Source organism: Paenibacillus sp. USHLN196, assembly GCF_037144955.1.
Classification (GTDB): domain Bacteria; phylum Bacillota; class Bacilli; order Paenibacillales; family Paenibacillaceae; genus Paenibacillus; species Paenibacillus xylanexedens_C.
In genome coordinates this window covers 38756-64732 of the sequence record NZ_JBBCYH010000025.1, presented here as the reverse complement: position 1 = coordinate 64732, position 25977 = coordinate 38756, and the positions used below count along the sequence as shown (strand labels likewise).

The following is a 25977-nucleotide window of genomic DNA, read 5'->3' as shown; positions in this document are numbered from 1 at the left end:
GTGAAGAACGACAATCACATGTTCTCGGAACCAGGTGGGAATCGAGGGAAAGACGGTGGCTCTGGCAGTTCGAAGGGATTGCCGAACACATCTCATGTGGATTCGAGAGAGGCAGGGAAGCCCCGCGAAGTGGAGTCTAGTCCTTCTTCCCCTGGGGCATCCAAACCCCAAAACACATGGGTTCCCGAAGATAGTCCATCGGCAAGCACCAAGCCGAAGAATGTAAGAGTGGGGATCTAGAACATCTAACGCAACGTGAGTTGCAAGAGATTAATAAGCTGCTGATCGCTGGAAAAAATGTGAATGCAGATCGGATACAGACGTTACGCACTCAGTCTTCGAAGCTTGCAGAAGATTATTCTGATAAAGTTAAGGAAAGTAACGGATGGGAGCTCAGCAAGGAATATCCTGCATCCAGGCAGGACTCCGTAGTACTTGGAAAGGAGCTGGAAGAAGCAGGTATTACCCGTCCGCCGGATTCTCAAGCGCATCACCTCGTGCCTGTAAATCAAGGGGGGCTCCGAGAGCTAATCGAGAAGTATGGAATTAACATCAATTCCTCGGCAAACGGAGTCTTTCTCCCTCAGAAAGCAATGTCGGATTGGCCAGGGCAAGTGACGCATTTCCCGTTCAACAACATAGATAAAAAAGGGAATCCTATGTTTAGGCATGGTCGGGAGTATATTAATTATATGGAAGAGAATTTGAAAAAAATAGATAAACTACCTCTAAGTTCTCAAGTCAAGAAGGAGCGTATACTAGCCTTTCTTGAGGAAACAAGGGAAGGCTTGTTAACTGGTAAACTGGAGATTCTATATCAAGATTAATGAAATGAGGAGATATACTTGAAAGTATGGAAAATGACTGATGCAGTCGATACTAAAGAGCTCGATGTTGTCAAAGAAAGAGGAGTTCTGGAGAAGGTTGGTAACGGGATCTCTCTTGCTAATCAATGGACAACACTAGAAATGAAGCTCACTTATGGAGAAGACAATACTGATATTTACGGAATCACTAGTCAGCTAGCAGATATGGTTATCAATGTTCGAGCAGTAGAGGCGTTAAGAGACTATCTAGTAAATAAAGTAGAGCTTTTACCAGTAAAATATAACAATGAAGAACATTACGTAATGAACGTTATAAATATTCTGGATTGCATTGATAAAAGCAGTTCCGTTGCTGACAAGTACGGGGGATTTAAAAATTATGTTTTTATAGAAGAGGAAATTAACAACGAACATATCTTCAAGACAATATCATACGATTATGAGCTAACGGAGCTCCCGATTATTTCGAGTCAAACGTTTGTCTCAGATGAGTTCAAACAACGCGTCGAAGAGACGGGATTACAGGGATTTCACTTCCGATTAGCTTGGTCAAGCGACCCGGAAGCATACGTGGAACGCAATCCACGGATTCGAGTAACGGATCGTCAGGATGCGGAGACACATATCAGCACATTCTATGGACCCATCCAGAATATGATTCCCGCAGATTCGAACGATGCAGGCGACCCGGAAATTTATATAACTGAACCGACTGCTGCCGTACCATATCAGACGCTCGTTTCATTTGGGAACAGTTACTTCCGGGGGATGACGCCAGCTTCACTGGATACCGGATATGCAGAAATAGTTATGCATCTACCAGCGGATGCGCAGTTGACGAAAGAAAACTGGGAGAATCGCCCTCTTGGGTGGGTCGTACCTATGATGCGTCACTTTGTGAAAGAGATCATGCAACGTGGATATTTTACAGGACAGTGGCTTGTCTTCCCCAACCAAAGTGAAGAGGATCTGGCGGACACGTATCAGGAAATGTTTAGCGAGACAGGAGTACCTGCGCATACACAAATCCTGCCGTACGATGACAGTACCTCCTACTGTGGAGTCATGATTGTCCCGCCGCTTCCACAATGCACAGAAGCGTTGAACATGCCGTACCGGGACGAGGGTAAGGAGAAGGAGGGGGAATGGCCGATCTATTTCCATACATTGCTACCCTTGTACCGGGAGGAGATCATACACTTTTTTGAGAAAGGCCGGGATTCCCTGATCAGCAAGCTGATGGCCCATGGCGTTGAGGCGGTGTATCAATGGGATAGGAAAAATAGTTGTCTGTAGTGAAGTGAAATACTTGAAGATATAGACGAAGTAGCATTTAAATGTGTAACAGATCGATCTCGGTCAAAGGGATCGATCTTTTTCTTGTTGAAAGCTTTGGTGATAAGACAGAGTGTAATCTAACTTGCGTATATACACATACAATTTGAGACTTTCTACATATTCAAAATATTCCATTAAACCCCGATTTATATATAGTGATATTATAATATCTTTTCAAGTTAAATATTACTTTTTTTATAACCTTTTCCTAATACATAAGTTTATCCAAGGAGTGGAAGAAATTTTGTATCACACAGAGCAAGAGCATTGTCCTGAATGCGGACATCAGATGGAGGTAAATCCAGGGTATATGACCTGGTGTGAGAAGTGTAATTGGAACATTTATGGGGAAGGGGATCAAGGTAGAGAATTCATATCTGAGAAATTGAACAACGAAACAAGGGAACAATCTTCTGATCCATTGCTTAAGGAATTCAAGTACAGTATCAATAGAGAGATTCCCTTTACCAAAAAGAGTATATTTACCTATTTGATTGCCCTTCTAGTCCATAGCTCAACATTAGCCATTCTAGGATTGGCAATTTATTTCTTTTCAACCACTTCTTCTTGGCTCTTTGTATTAGGTATTGTCCTGGTACTTCTATGGATTACGATTATCTTGCCGTATCGGAAACGTCTTCCAGGTAGAATCATCAGAAGAGATGAGTTTCCCGAATTGTATGGGATGATTGATGAGATTGGTGAGCGTATGAATGTTCCGCCTGTGGATATGATTCTCATCAATGAGGAATATAACGGGTACATACTACATCTCAAAAGAAAAAAGAGAGCTATCGTCTTGGGAATCCCTTTGTTTGCAGCCTTGACATTAGAGGAGAAGGTAGCCGCAATTAGTCATCAAATGAGTCAGTTGGCACACCCCAACATATCTAATAGCTCTTTCGTTGAACGTGCCAAACACGTGCTTCATTCCTGGCTCGACACGATTAATCCGGAGGGAAGCGGTTTATTAACTTGGGTGGTATTCCCAATCATCATATTTCGCCTATTGTTGCTTGCCATTGTTGGTGGGATATATGTCTTATTGCTTTGGAGCATGAGGCCAGAGATGCAGCGAGCTTTCTACATCGCAGATCATGAAGCTTCGGAAACAGCTGGAAGTAAAGCGGTAGAGTCTTTGTTTTTAAAGTCCGAGATGGCAGGCCTCTTTGCACTTACAGCTGAGCAAGTGGCAGAATATCAGTACAACAAGGAATTGTATGAGGAATTCAGAAGTCGTATTTCTGCTGTTCCAAGCCAAGAGATTCTTCGACTTCAACGTTTGCAGGTAACACGTGATACCCAGGATCATGCGTATCATCCTCCAACAATGTATCGCATTGAATTGATAAGAGAGCATTGGGCAATGATTCCTGGTTATCGGCCTGATGCAGCCAGAGAACGGAAAATCAACGAGGAATTTCGTCTATTGGAACAGAGCTCCCAGAAAATTCTACTGAGTGATTTAAGGGGAAACTAATCCAAAAAAAAAGAATTTATCTTAAAATGGAACAAGTGCAGTACAAGCCGATATATGGCTTGTACTGCACTTGTTTTTTTCTAGCACAACATACGTTTAACAAACAAGACTACCCGCCCTGAAACTGTCTGCGTGGGCTGTTGATCTTGCCGTTTTTGTTAGTATCGTCTTCTTTGGGAACCAAACGTTCATCGGTTCGTCCTTCGTGGTGATTATCATAAGCATATTCGGTCAGTTTCCATTCCGACTTGCCTAGAACGGGGTCGGCCGGGAAGTGTTGCCCCCGGTGCAGATGTTCCTCACGTCCAGCTTCGTTGATGTAAACTCCGTCTACTTCCACCTTTTCATGTGAAAGGGGCAGCATATCCTGTTCTTTGCGGTCCATGAGACGACGCCTCCTTTGGATGCCATTAATTTAACTGTATGGGTTGTCCGTGATAATATCCCCCGAATAGTTCAGTGTTATGCTGGATATATTAATTCCGTATAGAATGTTCGTAATCGCTACATATGATTCGGAATTAAACTTTTTGGGCATAAAAACCGTTATATTTATTAGAGGAAATCGTCAAGTCGTAAGATACTTCCGAATATGCTACAATAAGATTATGATTCATTCCGAATCATATCGGGTATTTATAGTGTCAGGTACTTGCTTTCTGCGAGGTTCCCGACCTAAAGCTTGCTTTAAGCCGCGCACACAACTTCATGGATGGCATTTAAGACTTATTCGGCATTCTCTAAACGGAGCATTCACTTTCAACGTTTTGGGAGGGAATTACAATGGCAACGAAAGGTCACAATGAGGTCAAAGAAAGTTTGAGGGAAATGACTCGGATTTTCCGTCCTAAGGATCCAAAAAAATTCGTGAAGGAGTACGTGAGAAAATACCGGATTACGGGTGGATATGAGGAAGAATTGACTTCTGTGGTTGAGCATGAGCTTGTCAAGATGGATTCTTCCGTGTCCTGAAACAACACACAACTCTGATTATACTGTTCCGATAATGAATAGAACCGTCTCTCGGGCGTTAAGCTCCGGCAGGCGGTTTTTTTTGCGTTCCTGCTGCATATATATGGGAGTACACCTACAGCGGGAAGGATGAATGCATGTGGACCCTATTTTGAAAACCAAAGAAGAGATTGGCTACATGCGGGAAGCAGGACGAATTTTGCGCAGCTGTCACCAACATATTGAGCAATGGATGGTCCCCGGCATCACAACAGCAGAGATCAACGAGCGTGTTGAAGATTTCCTCGCAGAACATGGGGCTACACCAGAGCAAAAAGGGTATAAAGGATATCCATACGCGACTTGTGCCTCCGTCAATGAAGTGGTGTGCCACGGATTTCCGAGCAATGAGGCGCTGGCAAGCGGGGATGTGGTGACCATCGATATGGTGGTGAACAAAGACACCTGGCTTGCTGACTCAGCCTGGACATATGGCATTGGCGAACCAAGCAGATCCATTCGCAAGCTGATGAGGCGTACGGAGAAAGCACTTGAGCGAGCCATAGCACAGGCAGTCCCAGGCAATACGCTCGGAGATATTGGAAGCGCCATTGAACGAACAGCCCGACTATATCGGTACGGGATTGTGAAGCCTCTCATCGGTCATGGGATCGGTCAGTATATTCATGAACCGCCGAATGTACTGCCTTATGGCAAACGCAGAACCGGCATGCTGCTGACCGAGGGGATGGTCATTACGATTGAACCGATCTTTACGAAAGGCAGTTCCGGAGCCGTTATATGGGATGAGGATGGGTGGACGGTAAGAACGGTAGATGGCAGTTGGGGAGTTCAGTATGAACACACGGTTGCCATAACGGGGGATGGCCCTTTGATCCTGACCAATGGCACGTGAGATAAGGTAAGCGAAGTTGATAACTTGAGTTGAACTTCTCAGGAATGCTCCATGCTGATTTTGGACTTAATGAAAGCAGTATGGAGCGGTATGCATGGCTTTTGAATTGATATGGAAGATGGTTTCCATAAAAATGAACCTTTCTTTTGCATAATACCGCATGTTTTCAATGTGAGAAAAATCGCCAATAAATCAAGTTTTATCACCGAAATTTGGCAAAAATTTTCAAATGTAGAGTGTAATATTTTTAACTGAAATCGTTTACAAATCAAGTTGCAGAGCGGTTTTTTACATAAAGTGAACAATTTGTGAACATGTGTCCAAAGATTGACAAAATCATACCCTCAACTTATATTTAATAAGTGATTGAAGCATATAGAATGAATTGGAAGAATGCGCAGACATGCCCTGAGCAGGAAATGACGGGAGTACTGGAAGCGTTATTTTTGTAAGCGTTCTGTATGACGAAGAGGATTATGCGTATCGTGCTGAAACGTACCTTTTGTTGCCTTTCTACCGAACGACAACGGTAATCTACGAAAACGTAAAAAAGTGGGGTAGATCAATGATGAAACAGTGGCAGGTTGCAAAGCGAATTCTCCCCTTGCTGGCGGTGTTCTCTTTGCTGCTATCCGCATGCGGGCGGGAAGACTTGTCGGTAATGAAACCTCAGGGTCCTGTGGCGCAAGGCCAATACGATCTGATGAAGCTGTCCATTGCGATTATGATCGTGGTGCTCATCATTGTATTCGCCATAGCGGCCTATGTCCTGATCCGGTTTCGCAGACGGGCCGGGCAGACTGAGATGCCCGAACAGGTTGAAGGTAATTTCAAGCTGGAAGTAATATGGACAGCCATTCCGTTATTGCTGGTTATTGTTCTGGCAGTACCGACGGTACAAACGATTTTTGCCCAAGGCGAAGATCTGTCTAATGACAAAAACGCACTTAAGGTCCAAGTCACCTCGCATCAGTACTGGTGGGAATTCACTTATCCTCAATATGACGTAACCACCGCTCAAGATCTCATCATCCCGACCGGAACCAAAATCGCATTCGAATTAAAAACCGCTGACGTGCTTCACTCCTTCTGGGTGCCGTCACTTGCGGGCAAAATGGACACAAACCCGGATGGAACGCTTAACAAGTTCAGTTTCTCCGCACCAAATGAAGGCGTTTACCGCGGTAAATGTGCCGAATTATGTGGCAGATCGCATGCTTTCATGGAATTTAAGGTAAAAGCAGTGAGTCAGGAATCCTTTGACAGATGGGTGAATCAAATGAAAGCACCCGCAGTCCTTCCTGAAGATGCTCAATTGGCTGAAAAGTTCAAAACAAACTGCCTTTCTTGCCACGCTGTTGGCGATCAAGGTGGACCTGTTGCACCTAACCTGACGGGAATCGGCGGCAAAGAATCTGTCGCAGGTATTCTGCTGAATTATCGTGAGGGACAGGAAGAAGGTAATCCGGTACTGGATAACATGAAAGAATGGCTCCATGATCCACAATCCGTGAAGCCGGGTAACACCATGCCGAATCCCAAAGATCTTGGGTTGACGGATGAAGAAATCGACGGAATTGCCGAATATCTGGCCAATTACAAATTGGACTATGAATAGAACAGCAAGGACGAAGAAGGGGGTACACAACCTTGGCTCATGCGCATAGCGTCAAGAGGTACAGGGGCTTGATGGATTGGATCACCACCGTCGATCACAAAAAAATCGCCATTCTTTATTTGGTTGCGGGTGGATTTTTCTTTGGAATCGGCGGCATTGAAGCCATTTTGATTCGGATTCAGCTGATGAAACCGATGAATAATTTTGTATCAGCACAGGTCTTCAACGAATTGATTACCATGCACGGAACAACGATGATTTTTCTTGGTGTCATGCCGCTTATTTTTGCCATTATGAATGCTGTTGTGCCTTTACAGATCGGGGCACGGGACGTAGCTTTTCCGTTTCTTAACGCGCTCGGTTTCTGGACATTCCTGTTTGGTGGACTGTTACTGAACTTGAGCTGGGTTATGGGCGGAGCACCGGATGCGGGCTGGACTTCATATACGCCGCTTTCGGGCAGTGAATATAGTGGAACGCATGGCGTGGATTTCTACACCATAGGCCTTCAGATCGCGGGTCTGGGAACACTCATTGGGGGCATTAACTTTCTCGCGACAATTATTACAATGCGTGCTCCAGGCATGTCATACATGCGGATGCCGATGTTTACATGGACGACATTTATTACATCTGCCATTATCCTTTTTGCTTTTCCTGCCATCACGGTAGGGCTTGTACTCTTAACGTTTGACCGTATTCTGGGAGCGAATTTCTTCGATGTCGCAGGTGGCGGTAACCCGGTACTCTGGCAGCACATCTTCTGGATCTTCGGACACCCGGAGGTATACATTCTTATCTTGCCAGCATTTGGTATTATCTCGGAGGTTATTCCGACCTTCTCGCGTAAACGGTTGTTCGGATACAGCTCCATGGTATTTGCTACCATCCTGATTGCCTTCCTGGGCTTCATGGTATGGGCGCATCACATGTTTACAACCGGTCTGGGTAATGTAGCCAACGCGCTTTTCTCCATCTCCACGATGTTGATCGCCGTACCTACAGGAATCAAGATCTTTAACTGGCTCTTTACGATGTGGGGTGGACAGATCCGTTTTACAGCGGCAAACCTGTTCGCAGTTGGATTCGTCCCAACCTTCGTAATGGGTGGCGTTACAGGCGTTATGCTGGCATCTGCTCCGGCAGACTTCCAGTTCCATGATACGTACTTTGTTGTAGCCCACTTCCACTACGTTATTGTAGGGGGGCTCGTACTTGGATTGTTCTCAGGATTACATTACTGGTGGCCAAAGATGTTCGGACGTATTCTCAGCGAAACACTGGGCAAATGGACATTCTGGACATTTATGATCGGGTTCCAATTAACGTTCTTTGTACAGCATTTCCTCGGTCTGATGGGGATGCAGCGCCGGATCGTTACATACTTGCCGAATCAGGACTTTGACCTGCTCAATCTGATCAGCTCCGTCGGTGCATTTCTAATGGGTGTTGGGGTTATCATGTTCCTCGTGAACATCGTGATCACAACGAGAAAACCAGCTGGTGCACCGAACGATCCGTGGGAAGACGGCCGTACACTGGAATGGTCTATTCCATCTCCGCCGCCGGAATATAACTTCAAGCAGACGCCGCTGGTACGCGGAATTGATGCTTATTGGAAGGAAAAAATGGCAGGACATACGGAGATGACACCGGCAGAACCTGTAGGTTCGATTCATATGCCTTCAGCAACACCATTGCCATTTGTGATGTCTGTGGGTATCTTTATCGCAGGACTTGGCTTGATGTTCAGCAAGGATGAATTTGGTAATGCGTTTATGAATGTCATCTTTAACAATTATATTGTAGTTATTATTGGTCTCGTGATCACATTCGGCGCAATGGCACTTCGTTCACTTTATGATGATCATGGCTGGCATATTGAACCGGAGGATCAGGATGAGAAGGGGGCTAGAACATGACAACCTCACATGCCGAACCGGTGAACGACAAATTGCCGCATGAACCGGAGAAAGCAACGCTGGAAGGACGTAACAAGCTTATAGCCTTCTGGTTGTTCCTTGGCGGCGAGACGGTGTTGTTCGGTACACTCTTTGCTACCTTCCTGGCTCTTCGTGGCCAAACGAATGATGGACCTACGGCGAATGAACTGTTCCACCTGCCACTCGTGGCAGCTGCAACGTTCATTCTCCTGGTCAGCAGTTTGACAAGTGTATTTGCCATTCAGGCCATGCATAAAGGCAAACGAGATGCACTGGCATTGTGGCTGGGTATCACAGTGGTACTAGGAATGGGATTTCTCGCACTGGAAATATACGAGTTCTATGAGTATGTGAAACATAAAGAGTTCGGCATGACCACAAGTGCATTCAGTTCAGCATTTTATACACTGGTCGGGTTCCACGGAGCCCACGTTGCTTTCGGTATTGTATGGATCGGAATCATTATCGGGCAACTGTTCAAAAAAGGATTGACGGTCGTAACTGCACCTAAAGTATACGTCTCCGCAATGTACTGGCACTTTATTGACGTGGTCTGGGTGTTCATCTTTACGGTCGTGTACCTGCTCGGAAAGGTGGGCTAAGACATGTCGGCACAGGATAAGACAGATCAACAACCTGTGAAACACCGTCACCGGACGGAAGGGCCACAGAAACACGTCGTGGTGTTTATCTTCTCCATTATTCTCACGCTGATTGCGTTTGCGGCTGCTTCTGCCGGAGGGGTCAACACAACCTTTACGATTATTATTTTGCTCGTTATGGCTATTCTTCAGGTATTTGTTCAATTAGGTTACTGGATGCACATGAAGGACAAAGGGCATTTGATGCCAATTCTGTTCATGGCTTTTGGCTTTTTCGTAGCCTTTACGTGCATCATTATGGCACTCTATTGGGTCTGGTGGTAAAAGAGATGGCGGCGGCGCATTGCCGCCGTCTTTTCCCCTTTTTGGGGAATGGAACTTCTCAGAAAGATATTGGCTACAATCAAATTAGGTCACGGGGAGGTTTCCCGTATGCTCGGGTTGCAATACTTTAGCTTCAACGACTTGTGGAGTCCGCTTATATTGGCTTTATTTCTGATCATTGCTGCAGGATACTTATTGCTTGTCGGACCGTTAAGTGAGCAAATAAAGGATGCAGAGCCAGCGACTGCTGCACAGAAAATCATGTTTATTACAGGGCTGTTCGTCCTGTATCTGGCTCAAGCGGGCCCCTTTAATCTGCTTGGTCACGTGATGTTTAGCTTCCATATGGTGAGCATGGCGTTCTCTTATCTGGTAGCCCCGCCGCTGATGATGAAAGGATTGCCGATCTGGGTATGGAGGAGAATCGTGCGCTGGTTGCCAAAACGTCAGCTATCGTTCCTCGCTCATCCGATCGTTGCGGCAGTGCTCTTTAACGGGCTGTTCTCGCTGTATCACCTGCCGATTGTACATGACTACGTTATGCTGAATTTTACCGTTCACCGGTTGTATTACATTGCACTGTTCATCACTTCCATGCTCATGTGGTGGACATTGCTGAATCCGTTACCAGAAGGCAGACAAGCATCGGGTTTATCCAAGATCGGTTTTATTTTCTTGAATATGGTGCTGCTTACGCCTGCGTGCGGATTGATTATCTTTGCGTCCGAGCCATTGTATCAGACATACAGCAACCCGGCGGTATGGGCTGAGGCAATGCGGTATTGTGTGTCCGGAGATTCTACGGCATTACTTCGCTCATTCGGTGGGCCTGCCTTCTTCAACTTTTTGTCTTCGGCAAAGGAAGATCAGCAGGTTGGTGGCATTGTAATGAAGTTTATTCAGGAGGTAATCTTTGCCTCCATGCTGGCTTATGTCTTTTTCCAATGGTATCGGAAAGAGAAACAGGAAGATGACGATGATTCATATCCCGCAGGAGGCACAGGAGGGCCGCTCAATCCGGCTGCCAAATAATTAAGGAAATGTTCTGACAAGAGGGGGAACACACGATGGATATATATTTTTGGCTACCCACGATCAGCACTTCTTTCATTGTGATTAGTGCAGTACTGGTGGGGATTGGGTGGGCACTGATTATTCGGGGCAAACGTGAGGCGCACCAGTCCGCCATGGTCGCAGGAGCAATTGCGGCTCTGATCTTCTTTGTGATCTATATGTCGCGCACGGTATTTGTGGGCAATACGGCTTGGGGCGGAGACCCGGATCTGGAGATCTTTTACCGGATATTCCTGATCTTTCATATCATTCTGGCTACTGTGGCTGCCATATTCGGGATCTCCACACTGGTGCTGGGATTCAAAAAGAAGTTCGGAACACATCGCCGTTGGGGCAAGTTCACGTCCATGATCTGGTTCGGCTCGGCACTGACAGGTGTTATCGTGTATGTCCTGTTGTATCTGTTATATCCTGGTGGTCATACACGTCCGGTATGGGAAGCAATTCTCGGCGTATAAAGAAGACATCTAACTATCGGCTTTCTTGGATGTATGCCACTCATTTCTTCTGAAAATATGAAAATGGACGAATCTAGCAGACGATTCGTCCACGCTTCCTCTCTCATTCATTCATAGAATGAGTTCGAGAGGGGGAAACAAAATGAAAAAAACAGTCAACGTCAGTCAAACGTATCCACGTCTTACGGTGTATTCAGAAGAGAACTACAGAGGGAGAAGCCGCATCTATCGCGGCAACACGGGTCTTCGTAACCTGGACAATATTTTGGACGGGGTGGAGAGCCTGCGCTTTTTCTCAACAAGTTCGAATGCAACACTGGTTGTGTTTACACGTCCTAACTTCCAAGGTGGATTCCGGGTCTTCCGAGGCAACACCAACTTGAGAGATTTGGATGATCTGATCCGTGGCAATGACGTGGAATCCCTGATCTCCACGAATCAGCGGTTGACTCTGGCCGAGATTCGTGCGATCCGCCGCAACCGCAGTTTGCCTAGTGGTTATAACCTCGTTTAATCGCAAGGCCTCTTCTTCTAACAGGTGCTAGAGAACGGCAAAGGGCTGTACCCGAATTGTGTTTACACAATAACGGGTACAGCCCTCTTTTTGTGATTGCGGAATGAGTCTAATCCCCGCCACCCCCACTGTCTCCGCCGCCACTATCTCCACCACTGTCGTTGCTGCTACCATGATTACTGTTGTGATGAGAATGTGTGCCTGATGAAGAATCCGCATCGTGATGTTTGAGATCCGGTGTGTGTCTGGCATGTCGTTCATAGGAGTCATCTCCTGTAATGACCGGATATCCCGAAGCAGAGTCCGTATAACCGTTGTTACGGCGAATGCGGTGTCTGCCTTTTTTGGCAGAATGACGATGAGGCTCATCCTGGAGGATCAACCAGCCAATCCATATCTACAACCCATCCTATCTTCCTGATTCAGGAAATTTAGGGGTTGACGGGATGAGAATTTGGTCTGTATACTGTGTATATTGATATATACAGTAAACACAGTAAACACAGTGAACACAGTAAGCAAGATGAGTGAGTGAATGACAGGTGAAAGGCAGGCATGCATATGAACGAATGGAAGCAGGCGTGGTGGTTGACCCGCAGCCAGACGAGTAAGGATAAGCTCCAATGGCTATGGTCTGCATTATTCATGATATACACTGGCGGCATGAGCGGTGTGATGTTTTTAGGACAACAACAGACAGATATCATTAATCCAGTAGTGGATTCCTTCTTTTTGATCATGTTGCCATTTCAAGGGTTCATGTTCTGCAGGCGCTCCTTCCGTTACATACAGGAGGATTCTTATACGCAGATGCTGGCCTACTATCGTAGAATTCCCATCCCTGAACAAGTGGTGATGTGGTCCAGGCTACAGCAGTCTCTGATGGCGTTTGCGTACAATGGTATCTTTTTCTACGGATCATTATATGTGGTTAACTTTCATGCCGAAGGATTCCGATGGGATCAATATCTGGCCTTTAGCCTCACCTGTACAGGTTATGGGCTTATGGTAACAGGGTTGTATATTTACGGAGAGTTTCTGCATAGTGGCAAGAAATACTTGGTTCTCAGTACGCTTTTTATACCCATCGCCATCGGCATATCCTTACTGATTCGAATGTCAGGCAGTTACGGATTGCGGTTTGTAATGGATGGAAGTAAATCATGGGGGCTGCTTTCCCCGATCATGTGGATTGCTCTGGTGGCTGGAGTAGTGGGATTATGGCTGTTTAGTCGCTTAACGCTGAAGAAGCTGGTTCGTCGGGATTTGAATTAAAATGAGATATAAGCTTATGTACGAATACAGGATGAAGCCGGCTCGGTCAGGTAACAGACTGGAGTGTACCGGAGGGCGAGGTGCAAGATGTGAAAATACCCATTCAAATTAATGAAAATAGCGCTGAACCTTTATACCACCAAATTGAAAATCAGTTAAGATCTTTAATAATTACGGGTCAGTTGGGGGAGGGAACACATTTGCCGTCCATTCGTGAGTTCGCCGGAGCACTGAATTGCAGTGTTATTACGGTTAGACGGGTCTATCAGGATCTGGAGAATGAAGGCTTGCTTCGTACGAAGCAGGGGACAGGTACATTTGTGGCACAAGTAGAAGCCGGCGACAGAGAAAATTATAGATTAAAGGCCGCACAGGAAGCGATGCAGGCAGCGGTGCAGTCCGGGAAATCGGTAGGCTGTACGGAAGAAGAGATGGAGAGCCTGTTCCGGGAAGTTCTGAAGGCTATTTACGTGAAGTAGGGAGTGATTCATACGTGGAACCCATAGCAATCCAGTTGAATGGCGTATCCAAAATGCGAAAACGCAGAGTTATTGGCCCAATTGATCTAACCATCCCGGAAGGGTACGTCATTGCCATTCTGGGGCATAACGGTTCGGGCAAAAGCACGCTTCTCAATATGCTGCAACAAGTGGTGCTGCCAGATAGTGGACAGATTACATGGTTTGGTACGGAGCATGAGGGAGCGCTCCCCATTGAACTGAGACAGCAAATCGGTTTTGTGGCTGATAATGCTGGGCTCGAGGAGAACCGGATTACTGCACAGGAAGCAGCCAATTTTCGAGCCTACTGGTATCCGCGCTGGGATATGGAGTTGTTCAACCAACTCATGAATGAGATGGATGTGCCGAATGATGTGAAGTTAATCAAGATGTCCAAAGGAGAAAGACGGAAATTCGAGATTGCAGCTGCACTCGCAGCTCGCCCGAGACTATTGCTTTTGGATGAGCCTTCGTCCGGTCTGGACCCCTTTGCCTGGAAGGTCATGGTTGAACAGTTTCGAAGCTTTATGGCAGGAGGAGATACCACGATTCTGATTGCCACGCACATTGCGGATGAAGTCAAGAGGCTTGCGGATTACATTGTATTGATGCACCGTGGTCAGTCATTGGGGATGGCTGAGAAAGATATCGTGCTCGATCAGTGGAAAGAGATCTGGTATGAAGGGGATCTGCGGCCCGAGAGTATTCCTGGCATTGTAGAGTCACATCTGGAAGAAAATGGTTTGATTCGCGTGATAACAACCCGAGTCACTGAGGCGCAGGAAAGACTGGAGCTGGCAGGCAGCCGGGTATTGAAAATCCGCAACCTGGAATTGGATGAAGTGTTGGCATTCTGGATTGCCGGGTATGCACCCGTACAGTGGAAATAACCGAAGGGAGACGATAAATGATGAACCGATTGGAATTGAAGCAAGTCGTCAAGCAATATGCAGACAAAACAGCCGTTAATGGAGTCACGCTCAATGTAAAAGAGGGGGAGATTTACGGATTGCTCGGAGCCAATGGTGCAGGTAAAACAACAACAATGCGCATGGTGCTCGGACTGATTCACCCGGACGGAGGGAATATCCTGTACAACGGCAAGCCCTATAATACGGAACTGCAACAGATTATGGGTTATCTTCCGGAAGAGCGCGGATTGTACCCGAAGGTGAAAGTCAGCGAACAGATTAATTACCTGGCACGACTTCGTGGCATGAATGGTAAGGACGCAGATCAGAGCCTCAAGTACTGGCTGAATCGGTTTGAGGTACCTGAGTATTACGATAAAAAGATCGAGGAGTTATCCAAAGGTAATCAGCAGAAAATGGGCTTTATCGCGGCTGTAGTGCATAGACCGCAGATTCTCATTCTGGATGAAGCGTTCAGTGGACTGGATCCTGTAAACGTGGAATTACTCAAGTCCACCGTCAAAGAATTGCGTGACGAAGGTACAGCAATCCTGTTCTCAACACACCGTATGGAGCACGTTGAAGAGTTGTGTCGTCAGATTACTATTCTGCATCGTTCCAACACGGTCGTACAAGGAGAGATCAAGGAGATCAAGAGCCGGTATCCGCGTGAACAGGTATTCCTGGGTACGATTGGTAGTGTGGAAGGACTCGAACAGTTGTCTGGTGTGAAGAAAGTCGAGCGGAATGAGCGCGGTTACTTGATACATATTAGTCAGGTGGAAGCGGCTCAAGAGATTCTAAGAACAGCCATGACTCAGACGACAGTGGAACACTTTGAACTGAAGGAACCAACGCTTAACCAAATCTTTATTCGTGAGGTAGGTGAGTCAAATGAATAAAATGGGGACGATTACGGGATTTACTTTTAAAAACAAGGTTAAAACGAAATCATTCATGGTGACGACCATTGTACTTGCACTTTTAATTTCTATAGGACTCAATGTTCCATATTTCATTACCTTATTTAATGGGGGTTCCATTGGTGGAGCTTCAAGCAGTAATCCTGTAAATATTGGTCTTCTGAGTACAGGGCAGCCTGAGGTTTCGGAGAAACTGGAGAGCTTCTCTTCAGCCCAAGGGGATCAGGCCTATCGATTCATCACCAGTGGTGACAAAGATGAGGCGGCTTTCAAAGCAGATGCAGAAGCTGGGCTTACCGATGGCTATCTGAAGTTTGAAGCTATTGCAGGGCAGGAGTTCCCTCAGCCGATTCTCTATTCAACCGAAGAGGTCTCACCTCAGATCATTGCATCCATTGAAGCTGCGCTGCAAAGTGTGAAGTTGGATGTGGTTGTAAAGGATGTGCTCACAGCGGAGCAGAAGGAACTGATTACTACACCTGTGAAGCTTACCGAGCAAAGTCTGAGCACAGATGAGAGTGGAGCCGGCACTGAGTCTGAAGGTGCAATGAGCCCGATTAATTATATTGTGGTGTACCTGTTGATTATCCTGCTATTCACCTCGACCATGATGACAGGTAATATGATTGCCTCTGAGATCACAGCTGAGAAGAGCTCACGTATTATGGAGATTCTGATTACTAGTGTATCTCCGCTCAGCCAGATGTTTGGTAAAATCATCGGTATCTTCATGGTGGGTATGCTGCAAATCGGGATTTTCGGCGCAGTGGTTGCCGGAAATGTCTTGCTGCCACATAACCGTGCAGTGCTAGGTGACTTCAATATGAATCTCACGGATGTGAATATTGCGGTTATTGTGTATGGACTCATATTCTACATTCTGGGTTACTTCCTGTATGCCGTGTTGTTCGCTGCCATTGGTTCAATGGTAAGTCGTACTGAAGAACTCGGTCAGGCTGTTCTGCCAATCACGATGCTGTCGCTCGTTTCCTTCTATATTGCGATCTTCAGTATTGCTACACCGAACATTCTGTTGTTGAAAGTCGCAAGCTTCATTCCGTTCACGTCGCCGACCGCGATTCTGGTACGAATCGGCGCAGGAGTTGCACCGACTTGGGAGATTCTAACTTCATTAGCGATTCTCATCGTATCCATTATCATCTTCGGATGGCTTGCAGCCAAAATCTATCGCACAGGTGTGCTGATGTACGGTAAACGTCCAACCTTTAAGGAATTGTTCAAAGCCATGAAGGCATATAAGATCTAAGATGAGTGCTGATTTATAGTGTTAACTTTAATTTAGAATGTCGCTAAGTTGATGGTATTCTGTCGGTAGTTTTAAATGAAAATGTCGGTTTTTCTTGATACATCAAGGTTTTTCAACAGAGCCTCCATGAAATGAGGACTAAATTAGATTTACGGTATTATGTCGTTTGTATAAATCTAAAGAACCTCAAATACTGACTGTGGCTGGTTTAAGGATTAGTGTAAGGAATTAAAATGAAAAGGTGTTGCTGTGTAACCAGGTAGGCGCATCTTTTCATCTTAATTCGTAGTGACTAAGATAATAAAGTTATATTTAAACTAATATTTTTCTTAAAGGAGAATACATAATATGAAAAACTGGAAACGTTCGCTTTTGTCTTTCACCATCTCGGTTGGTTTGCTCGTTTCCGCTGCGCCGGCCATGGCTTCACCTCAAGGGACTTCCGTTAAAGTCAATGACCAGGCAGTGGAGTACACTGTAGGAGCACCAATTAATAATAAGGGAACTACATTGGTTCCGCTTCGCTCCACACTTGACGCGATGGATGTGAAGCTAACAACTGCGACAGATGATACGATTTCGGCAGTAGTGGATGGCAAAACGATTACTCTCAAAAGCAAGCTTACACGCATTAATGGCGTAACGTATGCACCGATCCGTATTATTGGGGACGCTACAGGTTATGAAGTAAACTGGAATGCGAAGACGCGTACGGTTCTACTCGTCTCCAAAGGAACAGAAACAGCCGTGCAAACGGGTGGCCGCGGCTTCATGTGGGAAGTGGAGAGCAACGGAAACACGGTATATCTGGTAGGCTCCATGCATATTGCAGACGATAGCTTCTACCCATTGCGTGAGGAGTTTGAAGAAGCTTTTGCTGAAGCGGATTACCTGGGCGTAGAGATCGATATCAGCAAAGCAGCTGACGAGGCACAACAGAAGTTGATCTTGGATCTGGGATCTTACCAGGATGGAACAACGTTGAAGGATCATGTTTCAAGCGAGACGTATACCAAGCTAGGGGATATTCTGAAGAAAAACGGACTGGAGCCTAATGCGCTGGACGCATTCAAGCCTTGGGTTGCAGAGAGTACACTTGCTAGCCTGAAGTCGGCGACAGCTGGATATGAGGCTTCGGCAGGAGTGGATCTGTATTTCATTCAAAAGGCTATTGAGAGCAAACTGCCCATTATCGAGCTGGAATCTTATGAGTCTCAACTGGGCATGTTTAATGACTTCTCCAAAGAGCTACAAGAGGAAACGCTGAAAGCAACATTGGACAACTTTGATGTTCTTGATGATAGTGTAAACCAAATGGCTGAAATGTGGAAAACGGGCAATGACAAGCGGTTGTTGAACTTTACAAATGACTTCTCTGATAATGAGGAATACAACAAAGCAATGCTGATCGACCGTAACATTGGCATGGCCGACAAGATTAATGGATACCTGAAGAGTGATAAGAAAGAGGAATACTTTATTATTGTAGGGGCCGCTCACTACCTGGGCGAGCATGGTATCGTCAAGTTGCTGGAGGATAAAGGGTATAAGGTGGATAGAAAATAATATTGGTTTTATTCATCCATTATAAGTGAAAAAGATGAACGTGAACGCACCATATGTAAAGGTCGAGTGAAGCTCACGGCCTTTTTCTATATTCTGTTCCCTGTGGTTTTCTTCGTGGAATTGTTTTAAGAATCTACATGAAGTGCATTTAGCATTCCAAAAGTTAAATCGGACTCTCCCTGAATAGAGCTGCATAATCCACTCTTTAAGTGATCCTACAACTCTATTTTTATCTTTTTACAACTCATTGGAAGGAATCAACCACCAAGGCAGGCTTGTTATTCGGGATATCTTTTTTTGCCTTTCCGTTGATCTATCAACGCTATAAACTCCTACTTCGTGAAGCAACGCTATTATTAAACTGTTACTTCACTTCATTTTGATAGTGATCGCAAAAATCAGTTAATGAGCATTCTGAACATTTTGGCTTACGTGCGATGCAAATTTTCATGCCGTGTTGAATAATCCATTCATGGGCATGATGTTTGAATTTAAGTGGAGTTATTTGATTTATTGCATCTGCGGTGTCCTCTCTTGAAATTGTGTGTGTCATTCCCAGACGATTCACAACCCTATGAACGTGTGTATCCACAGCAATGGTTGGCTCGCTAAAAGTGAAGTGCATCAGGATATCCGTACATTTACGCCCAACGCCAGTTAAAGCAAGCAGTTCATCTCTAGTGCAAGGAACTTCTCCATTATGTCTTTCAATTAACTGTTGACACATTTTTTTTAAGTTTTTTGTTTTTCTATTGTAATGGGCTGCGGGTTTGATCAAGGAAGATAATTCTTCATCCTCAAGTTGAAGTAATTGTTGGGGGGTAGAGATTTTGTCATAAAGAGCTGTACAAGCGTCAATAGTTCTTTTTTCAGTAGTCATGGTAGAAATTGCTACGGATACTAATGCTTTAAAAGGGGTGCTGGACAAGCCCTTGGCAATCCAATCATTATCGGTTTCAACAAAAGTTGGTTGTGTTTTGCGCAATCGTTCATATATTAGAATTATTCTTTGCTGATCCATCAGTTCTTGTTCCTTCCTGTTATACTCTCCGTATATTCTATCCTAGTCTGTTTTCTAGTATTCTTTAAATTTTGAAGACTTATTTCACGAACGAGAGAGGTAAAATCGCTCTTTTTACCATTCAGTCGTAGGTCTATACTTTTTTTTACATTACTTTTTGCTTTCTCGAGGGGTAATTTTGCAACATACATAAGTTCATTTATGCACAGATCACAAGCTCTTTTTAGTGAATATTTGTCATGTGAAGTAAGTTTGAGTTCATACTTTGATGCGCATACTAAATCGCGAATTACCTCCGTTAAGTTGAAAATTTCTCCTGACTTCAACTTAGAATCTAAAAGTTTCCTTCTATCTGAAACAAGAACAGGTAATTTGCTGAATTTATTGAAAAAATGAATATGAGATGTTTCTAAAATGGATAAGCTAGAGAGAGGGCGGACTCCAAGTTGTTCCGCTGATTTCTGAGGAACTAAAATGCTCATCTTGAGCTCGCTAAAATAGAGTTTATAATAGTGCCTTTGTTGATTCTCGACCCAGAGTGTAACTTCTTCTTCTTCTAAAATCCCAACACCATGCAATGGATAGAAAAGTAATTCTCCAACCTTGATATCAATCATGTATTTTCCCTCACGTTCAGTCAGTCATTAACTTATTATAACATCCCCCTGTCAACCCCCATCCGGACAGAATTTTGTCAATATATTTTTTGAGCAATAACATCATTATCAAAAGTAAAAGAAACTTGAATTAAAAAAAGCTTGACTAGTACGACAATAAAAAGTGTATGCTTACAAAATAACTTGTAAGTATTGATCTTAGGTATAATTTGAAGTGACAAAGTCCAATGTAGCTTGTTATTCTCTTATACCAAGTAAATTGGTATGTTTACTATGAATTATTTCTCTATCTTAGTCACTTTAAAATTGACAATGTTTTAAAAGAAAAAGAGGTCATGAATATGAACAAACCTGATGGACAAATAGTAGAGCGTGACATCAGCACAGAAATGCGAGAATCTTTCATTGGCTATGCGATGAGCGTCATTGTAAGTCGAGCTCTGCCTGATGTGAGAGATGGACTAAAACCAGTACATCGTCGCATCCTGTATGCAATGTCTGAGCTTGGTATAACCTCTGATAAACCATATAAGAAATCTGCAAGGATTGTTGGAGAGGTCATTGGTAAGTATCATCCACATGGAGATGTCGCGGTGTATGAAACAATGGTGCGAATGGCTCAAGACTTTTCCCTCCGTTACATGCTTGTTGATGGGCATGGTAACTTTGGCTCTATAGACGGAGATAGGGCTGCTGCGATGCGCTACACGGAAGCTAGGTTATCTAAAATTGCCACGGAGATGCTACGTGATATCAACAAAGACACAATAGACTTTCAGCCTAACTACGATGGTGAGGAGCAAGAACCACTTGTGTTGCCTGCAAGATACCCTAATCTTCTTGTTAATGGTGTGGGTGGTATTGCAGTGGGAATGGCAACGAATATCCCTCCCCATAATTTAGGAGAGGTTATTGATGCTTTGAATGCCATGATAGATAACCCAAGCATTACTACGCTAGAATTAATGAATTACATTTCAGGACCAGATTTCCCCACAGCAGGTTATATTATGGGGTATTCTGGAATCCGGCAAGCTTATGAAACTGGTCGAGGCTCGATAACGATGCGGGCCAAAACAACCATAGAAGAAATTGAAAACAAGTCAAGAATTGTCGTGCATGAAATACCTTATCAAGTAAACAAAGCTCGTCTTGTGGAAAAGATTGCAGAACTTGTTCGAGATAAAAAAATTGATGGTATCACTGATCTACGTGATGAGTCCGATCGTATGGGTATGAGGATAGTCATTGAAATACGACGTGGTGTTAATCCAAATGTTTTACTAAACAACTTGTTGAAAAATACATCGTTACAAACTAATTTCGGCATCAATATGCTTGCAATTGTAAACAATGAACCTAAAATTTTGAGCTTACGAGAGATTTTACATCATTACTTACAACATCAAATCGTAGTCATACGACGTCGTACTGAGTACGAACTACGTAAAGCAGAGGCAAGAGCCCATATATTGATAGGTATGCGAATTGGTTTAGATCATATTGATGAAATCATAGATTTAATTAGATCATCTGCTTCAAGTGATATTGCTAGAGAAAGTTTGATTGAACGTTATAATCTAAGTCTTGATCAGTCACAGGCCATTCTTGATTTACGATTGCAGAGACTAACTGGTTTAGAACGGGAGAGAATTGAAAGTGAGTACAATGAGATTTCAGCAAAAATATCAGATTATCGTGAAATTCTGGCTAGTGATTCGCTGGTTCTAGAGATCATTCGAGAAGAAGTGATAAGCATCAAAGATCGTTTTTCTGATGCTAGACGCACTGAAATTTTATCAAATACTGAGGATATTCTTGATGAAGATTTGATCCCTCGTGAGGATGTGATCGTCACGATTACTCACACTGGATACATTAAACGTTTACCAGTTTCAACTTACCGTTCGCAGAAACGCGGTGGTAGAGGAGTTGTGGGTACGGATACCAAAAGTAATGATTTTGTAGAGCATCTGTTCATAACACATTCACATAGCTATTTGTTATTTTTCACAAATAAAGGCAAGGTCTATCGACTAAAAGCATATGAGATTCCTGAACTTGGACGTACAGCTCGTGGAACAGCAATAATTAACCTCCTTCAAATTGAACTAGGTGAAGTCATCAATGCAGTTATTGAGGTTGAGAACTTTGAAAGTAATGATTTTATTGTTTTTGCGACAAAACAAGGCGTAGTAAAGAAAACTTCTTTAAATGATTACAAGAATGTTAGAAAGTCTGGATTAATTGCTATCTATCTGCGTGACGAGGACTCACTTGTAGATGTAAAACTCACTGATGGCACAAAAGAAATAATATTGGGGACTACGAAGGGGATGTCCATTCGTTTCTCCGAAAAAAATGTGCGCGCAATGGGACGAACAGCGGTAGGGGTCAAGGGTATTGATCTAAACAAAGAAGATATTGTTGTGGGCATGGATATTATGGAACCTAATCAAGATGTTCTCGTTGTAACTACTAATGGATATGGTAAACGGACCCCGACAAAGGAATATCGCATTCAAAGTCGTGGTGGTAAAGGAATCAAAACGATAAATACCACTGAAAAGAATGGTCTGTTGGTTAGTTTAAAAGTGGTCAGCAGTGAAGAAGATTTGATGATTATAACTTCTAGCGGTACGCTTATTCGAATGAGTATGAAAAGTATATCAACGATGGGACGCTCCACTCAAGGTGTTAAGCTTATTAACACGCGCGATGATGACTCCGTGGCCACTGTATGCCGATCTAATCAATCTGAAACGGAAGATTAGTATTTATTTACAAATTCCATCAGAACCTAAGGTGGTAAAGGTGAGATGTCGATATTACATTGTTATCGTCCAACTTGTTCGTAACGTATAACAACGTTAAATCGACATATACCATACAAGTCAGTGGCACTTTAGAGCCATCATAAGGTCTTTTTACATCAAGCAAAGCAATAGAGGAGTACGTGATAATGAATAATTACAAATTTGAGATAAGTGTGAATGATTTCCTTCTTAAGGTACACTTTTGTGCTACTGAACAAAGCGGGCTTAATTATACTAAAAATTATATTTCTAGATTTCAAAGAGAAGTGGCTAACTTAGAAATGAAAGTTGAAATATACAAAAGAGATCAGCAAAATCAGCGTAGGCATTATAACCAAAAGCCATATTTGTTCACAAAAACACTGAATCAGAAGGCTTGCGTATCTGTTTAATTACATTCTCATATCCTATTACTAATAATTCGTGTACTAAGCTCAAGAAATAACACTTAGTTTAGAGCAATCTATTGTGTCTTTAAAAGGGAGGTTCAACAGTGCAAAATTATATTTATGTCAGAGGTGCAAGAGAGAATAATTTAAAAAATATCAACGTTGATGTGCCTCGTGATCAGATGGTTGTTTTCACAGGAGTGAGTGGCTCGGGAAAATCAAGCTTGGCATTTGATACACTGTATGCTGAGGGTCAAAAGAGATACGTGGAGTCATTGTCGGCCTATGCACGGCAATTTTTAGGCCAAAATACTACTCCAGACGTAGATTCCATAGAGGGACTTTCCCCAGCTGTGGCTATTGAACAGAAAACAACCTCACGTAATCCTCGATCAACTGTAGGGACTATGACAGAAATCTATGATTATCTGCGTCTTCTCTGGGCAAGAGCAGGTACACCGCATTGTCCGAATTGTAAAATAGAAATAGGCCGTCAATCTGTTGACGAGATTGTCGAGCACATTTTTCAGTTACCACAAGGAGCAAAATTTGCTGTACTGGCGCCAATCATCCGTGGACAAAAAGGAGAACACCGTGACGTATTTGATCAAGCACGAAAGGATGGCTTCGCACGTGTTCGTGTAAACGGAACACATTATACCTTGTCGGATGAGATAGAAATCGACAAGGGTCAGAAGTATACCATCGACATCGTTGTTGATAGGCTAACTGTCAGAGATGAGGATGCTCAACGCTTGGCAGACTCCATTGAATTGGCTCTCTCTCTTTCAGGAGATATTGTCACAATTTATGAGTATGAGAATATGCAAGAAACAAGCTTCTCTCAAAGCTACAGCTGTTCAAAATGTGGAACGTCACTTCATGAATTATCCCCGCGGTTATTTTCCTTTAATCATCAACTAGGGGCTTGCCAAACTTGTCATGGGCTAGGAATTCAACTCAAACCTGAGGATTATGAACACTTAAAGAATTCGCAGTTTGAAACCTATGGCGAGCTTACTACTCTATCTTGCCCGGATTGCCAAGGAGATCGCTTGTCCGCGCAGCCTCTTGCTGTCACGGTTGGAGGAATGAACATTGCTGAATTTTGCAAGTTATCCATTAATGATGCTATTGATGCAATAAATAATCTAGAGTTAAGAGGAGCCAAAAGCACCATTGCAAAGCCTATAAATGACGAAATAATTACTCGGCTTCTTTTTATGAAAAAAGTAGGTTTGACTTATTTAACACTTTCTCGTGTTTCAAGCACACTTTCTGGTGGGGAGAGTCAGCGGATTCGATTGGCTTCACAAATTGGCTCAGGTTTGGCCGGTGTGCTTTACGTCCTAGATGAACCTTCCATTGGATTACATCAACGTGACCATTCCCTCCTGTTAGCGGCACTACGTGATTTGCGAGATCAGGGGAATTCGCTCCTTATTGTGGAGCATGATGAAGAAACAATTCGTCAGGCAGACTGGATTGTAGACATTGGTCCTGGAGCAGGAAAACACGGCGGAGAACTTGTGGCGCAGGGCACACTGAAAATGATCATGAATGAGCCAAATTCTTTAACTGGTCAATATCTATCGGGTAAAAAAAGAATCCGTGTGCCTGAAAATAGACGTTCTGGAAATGGGAATACATTAGGGATAATTGGTGCGACCGAAAATAGTTTGAAAGGTATTGATGTCCACATTCCTTTAGGGACACTAACCTGTGTTACAGGTGTCTCGGGCTCAGGAAAATCTAGTTTAATCAATGAGATCTTGTATAAGAAATTAGCTGCTCAACTTAACCGAGCTCAGACAAGGCCTGGAAAACATAAAGAAATTGTAGGTGCTGAATTTCTCAACAAAGTAATCCACATTGATCAAAGCCCAATTGGGCGTTCGCCGCGATCTAATCCTGCGACATACACAGGTTTGTTTGACCTTATCCGTTCCCATTATGCACTTACAAGTGAAGCAAAAGTACGTGGGTACGAAGCGAGAAGATTCTCTTTCAATGTAAAGGGGGGACGATGTGAAGCTTGTGCTGGAGATGGTGTAATGAAAATTCGAATGCATTTTCTTCCTGATGTATTTGTTCCTTGTGAGGTGTGCAAAGGGAAACGATTTAACCGTGAAACTTTGGAAATCTATTACAAGGGAAAAAATATTGCGGATGTGTTGGCGATGACCGCTGAAGAAGCTGTAACGTTCTTCGAAAACATGCCGAAAATTCGTAAAAGAATTGAAGCAATTTGCAAAGTGGGGCTGGGTTATGTCCAACTGGGACAAGCATCCACAACATTGTCTGGAGGAGAAGCTCAGCGGGTAAAGCTTGCTGCAGAACTTTTAAAGCCAGCCACTGGGAAAACCCTATATGTGATGGACGAACCGACCACAGGCTTGCATGTAGATGATGTCAATCAATTGATAAATATCATGCATGAACTGGTCGATAGTGGGAACACCGTGATCGTCATCGAGCACAGCATGGAAGTGATCAAAAACGCTGATTACATCATTGATTTGGGACCAGAAGGTGGGATAAACGGAGGGGAGCTTGTTTGCGTCGGTTCACCAGAGGAAGTTTCCAGATGCGAAACAAGTCACACTGGGAGATTTTTAAAAAAAGTGTTGGAGGAGTCTTGAAAGCT

General features: G+C 43.9%; 26 protein-coding genes. 22 read left to right on the top strand and 4 right to left on the bottom strand.

What is annotated here, in order from left to right; all coding sequences use genetic code 11:
- From WFI24_RS32505 to WFI24_RS32490, 4 genes are all read left to right on the top strand, one after another.
- The coding region (locus WFI24_RS32505) for a hypothetical protein (protein WP_336765968.1) at positions 1–240 on the top strand (240 nt) is incomplete at its 5' end.
- A 59-nt stretch (positions 241–299) separates the two neighbouring features.
- Positions 300–827: an AHH domain-containing protein gene (locus WFI24_RS32500; RefSeq protein WP_336765967.1), complete on the top strand. Its 528-nt coding sequence runs from the start codon at positions 300–302 to the stop codon at positions 825–827.
- 18 nt (positions 828–845) lie between these two features.
- On the top strand, positions 846–2123 hold the full coding sequence (locus WFI24_RS32495; protein ID WP_336765965.1) for a suppressor of fused domain protein: 1278 nt from the start codon (positions 846–848) through the stop codon (positions 2121–2123).
- Positions 2124–2409: 286 nt separating this feature from the next.
- Positions 2410–3645: a M48 family metallopeptidase gene (locus tag WFI24_RS32490; RefSeq protein WP_336765964.1), complete on the top strand. Its 1236-nt coding sequence runs from the start codon at positions 2410–2412 to the stop codon at positions 3643–3645.
- Between the two features lie 109 nt (positions 3646–3754).
- Here WFI24_RS32490 and WFI24_RS32485 read toward each other — a convergent pair whose 3' ends face one another.
- Positions 3755–4030, bottom strand: coding sequence for a transposase (locus tag WFI24_RS32485; protein ID WP_336765963.1), 276 nt, complete (start codon positions 4028–4030; stop codon positions 3755–3757).
- 398 nt (positions 4031–4428) lie between these two features.
- On the opposite strand from WFI24_RS32485, the gene WFI24_RS32480 reads away from it, so the two are divergent.
- From WFI24_RS32480 to WFI24_RS32440, 9 genes are all read left to right on the top strand, one after another.
- Complete coding sequence (locus WFI24_RS32480) at positions 4429–4617, top strand: hypothetical protein (protein WP_017690840.1); 189 nt, start codon at positions 4429–4431, stop codon at positions 4615–4617.
- 133 nt (positions 4618–4750) lie between these two features.
- Positions 4751–5512, top strand: coding sequence for a type I methionyl aminopeptidase (gene map, locus WFI24_RS32475; protein ID WP_145325550.1), 762 nt, complete (start codon positions 4751–4753; stop codon positions 5510–5512).
- Positions 5513–6077: 565 nt separating this feature from the next.
- The gene (gene coxB, locus WFI24_RS32470; protein ID WP_145325548.1) at positions 6078–7130 is read left to right on the top strand and encodes a cytochrome c oxidase subunit II; all 1053 of its coding nucleotides are present in this window, start codon (positions 6078–6080) and stop codon (positions 7128–7130) included.
- Between the two features lie 71 nt (positions 7131–7201).
- Positions 7202–9052, top strand: coding sequence for a cytochrome c oxidase subunit I (ctaD, locus tag WFI24_RS32465; protein ID WP_442956288.1), 1851 nt, complete (start codon positions 7202–7204; stop codon positions 9050–9052).
- Positions 9049–9675, top strand: coding sequence for a cytochrome c oxidase subunit 3 (locus WFI24_RS32460; protein WP_047840264.1), 627 nt, complete (start codon positions 9049–9051; stop codon positions 9673–9675). Before ctaD ends, WFI24_RS32460 begins: the two co-directional genes overlap by 4 nt.
- Positions 9676–9678: 3 nt before the next feature.
- On the top strand, positions 9679–9999 hold the full coding sequence (locus WFI24_RS32455) for a cytochrome C oxidase subunit IV family protein (protein ID WP_076332731.1): 321 nt from the start codon (positions 9679–9681) through the stop codon (positions 9997–9999).
- Positions 10000–10107: 108 nt separating this feature from the next.
- On the top strand, positions 10108–11031 hold the full coding sequence (ctaG, locus tag WFI24_RS32450; protein WP_336765958.1) for a cytochrome c oxidase assembly factor CtaG: 924 nt from the start codon (positions 10108–10110) through the stop codon (positions 11029–11031).
- Between the two features lie 35 nt (positions 11032–11066).
- Positions 11067–11531 carry a DUF420 domain-containing protein gene (locus tag WFI24_RS32445; RefSeq protein WP_336765957.1) on the top strand — a complete coding sequence of 155 codons (465 nt, stop codon included), beginning with the start codon at positions 11067–11069 and terminating at the stop codon, positions 11529–11531.
- Between the two features lie 142 nt (positions 11532–11673).
- Positions 11674–12045 (top strand): hypothetical protein, encoded by a 372-nt coding sequence (locus tag WFI24_RS32440; protein WP_145325544.1) that lies wholly within the window; start codon positions 11674–11676, stop codon positions 12043–12045.
- Positions 12046–12154: 109 nt separating this feature from the next.
- Here the strand turns inward: WFI24_RS32440 and WFI24_RS32435 are convergent, their stop codons facing one another.
- Positions 12155–12427: a hypothetical protein gene (locus WFI24_RS32435; protein WP_336765956.1), complete on the bottom strand. Its 273-nt coding sequence runs from the start codon at positions 12425–12427 to the stop codon at positions 12155–12157.
- A gap of 179 nt (positions 12428–12606) precedes the next feature.
- On the opposite strand from WFI24_RS32435, the gene WFI24_RS32430 reads away from it, so the two are divergent.
- From WFI24_RS32430 to WFI24_RS32405, 6 genes are all read left to right on the top strand, one after another.
- Entirely contained in the window at positions 12607–13320 is a 714-nt protein-coding gene (locus tag WFI24_RS32430) for a hypothetical protein (RefSeq protein ID WP_336765955.1), read from the top strand.
- A gap of 89 nt (positions 13321–13409) precedes the next feature.
- Positions 13410–13799, top strand: a complete 390-nt coding sequence (locus WFI24_RS32425) for a GntR family transcriptional regulator (protein WP_036613231.1) — start codon at positions 13410–13412, stop codon at positions 13797–13799.
- 14 nt (positions 13800–13813) lie between these two features.
- Positions 13814–14710, top strand: coding sequence for an ABC transporter ATP-binding protein (locus WFI24_RS32420; protein WP_336765953.1), 897 nt, complete (start codon positions 13814–13816; stop codon positions 14708–14710).
- Between the two features lie 20 nt (positions 14711–14730).
- Positions 14731–15633 (top strand): ABC transporter ATP-binding protein, encoded by a 903-nt coding sequence (locus WFI24_RS32415; RefSeq protein ID WP_036668607.1) that lies wholly within the window; start codon positions 14731–14733, stop codon positions 15631–15633.
- A complete protein-coding gene (locus tag WFI24_RS32410) occupies positions 15626–16921 on the top strand; it encodes an ABC transporter permease (protein ID WP_336765952.1) in 1296 nt (431 codons plus the stop codon). The genes WFI24_RS32415 and WFI24_RS32410 overlap by 8 nt, the downstream gene beginning before the upstream one ends.
- Before the next feature lie 348 nt (positions 16922–17269).
- Entirely contained in the window at positions 17270–18487 is a 1218-nt protein-coding gene (locus WFI24_RS32405) for a TraB/GumN family protein (RefSeq protein ID WP_336765951.1), read from the top strand.
- A 364-nt stretch (positions 18488–18851) separates the two neighbouring features.
- Here WFI24_RS32405 and WFI24_RS32400 read toward each other — a convergent pair whose 3' ends face one another.
- A complete protein-coding gene (locus tag WFI24_RS32400) occupies positions 18852–19508 on the bottom strand; it encodes an endonuclease III domain-containing protein (protein WP_336765950.1) in 657 nt (218 codons plus the stop codon).
- Positions 19508–20125 (bottom strand): CarD family transcriptional regulator, encoded by a 618-nt coding sequence (locus WFI24_RS32395; RefSeq protein ID WP_336765948.1) that lies wholly within the window; start codon positions 20123–20125, stop codon positions 19508–19510. The genes WFI24_RS32400 and WFI24_RS32395 overlap by 1 nt, the downstream gene beginning before the upstream one ends.
- Positions 20126–20466: 341 nt before the next feature.
- On the opposite strand from WFI24_RS32395, the gene gyrA reads away from it, so the two are divergent.
- From gyrA to uvrA, 3 genes are all read left to right on the top strand, one after another.
- Positions 20467–22899 carry a DNA gyrase subunit A gene (gyrA, locus tag WFI24_RS32390; protein ID WP_336765946.1) on the top strand — a complete coding sequence of 811 codons (2433 nt, stop codon included), beginning with the start codon at positions 20467–20469 and terminating at the stop codon, positions 22897–22899.
- A 188-nt stretch (positions 22900–23087) separates the two neighbouring features.
- A complete protein-coding gene (locus WFI24_RS32385; RefSeq protein ID WP_336765944.1) occupies positions 23088–23333 on the top strand; it encodes a hypothetical protein in 246 nt (81 codons plus the stop codon).
- 101 nt (positions 23334–23434) lie between these two features.
- Positions 23435–25972: an excinuclease ABC subunit UvrA gene (gene uvrA / locus WFI24_RS32380; RefSeq protein ID WP_336765943.1), complete on the top strand. Its 2538-nt coding sequence runs from the start codon at positions 23435–23437 to the stop codon at positions 25970–25972.
- The last annotated feature ends 5 nt before the right edge of the window (positions 25973–25977 follow it).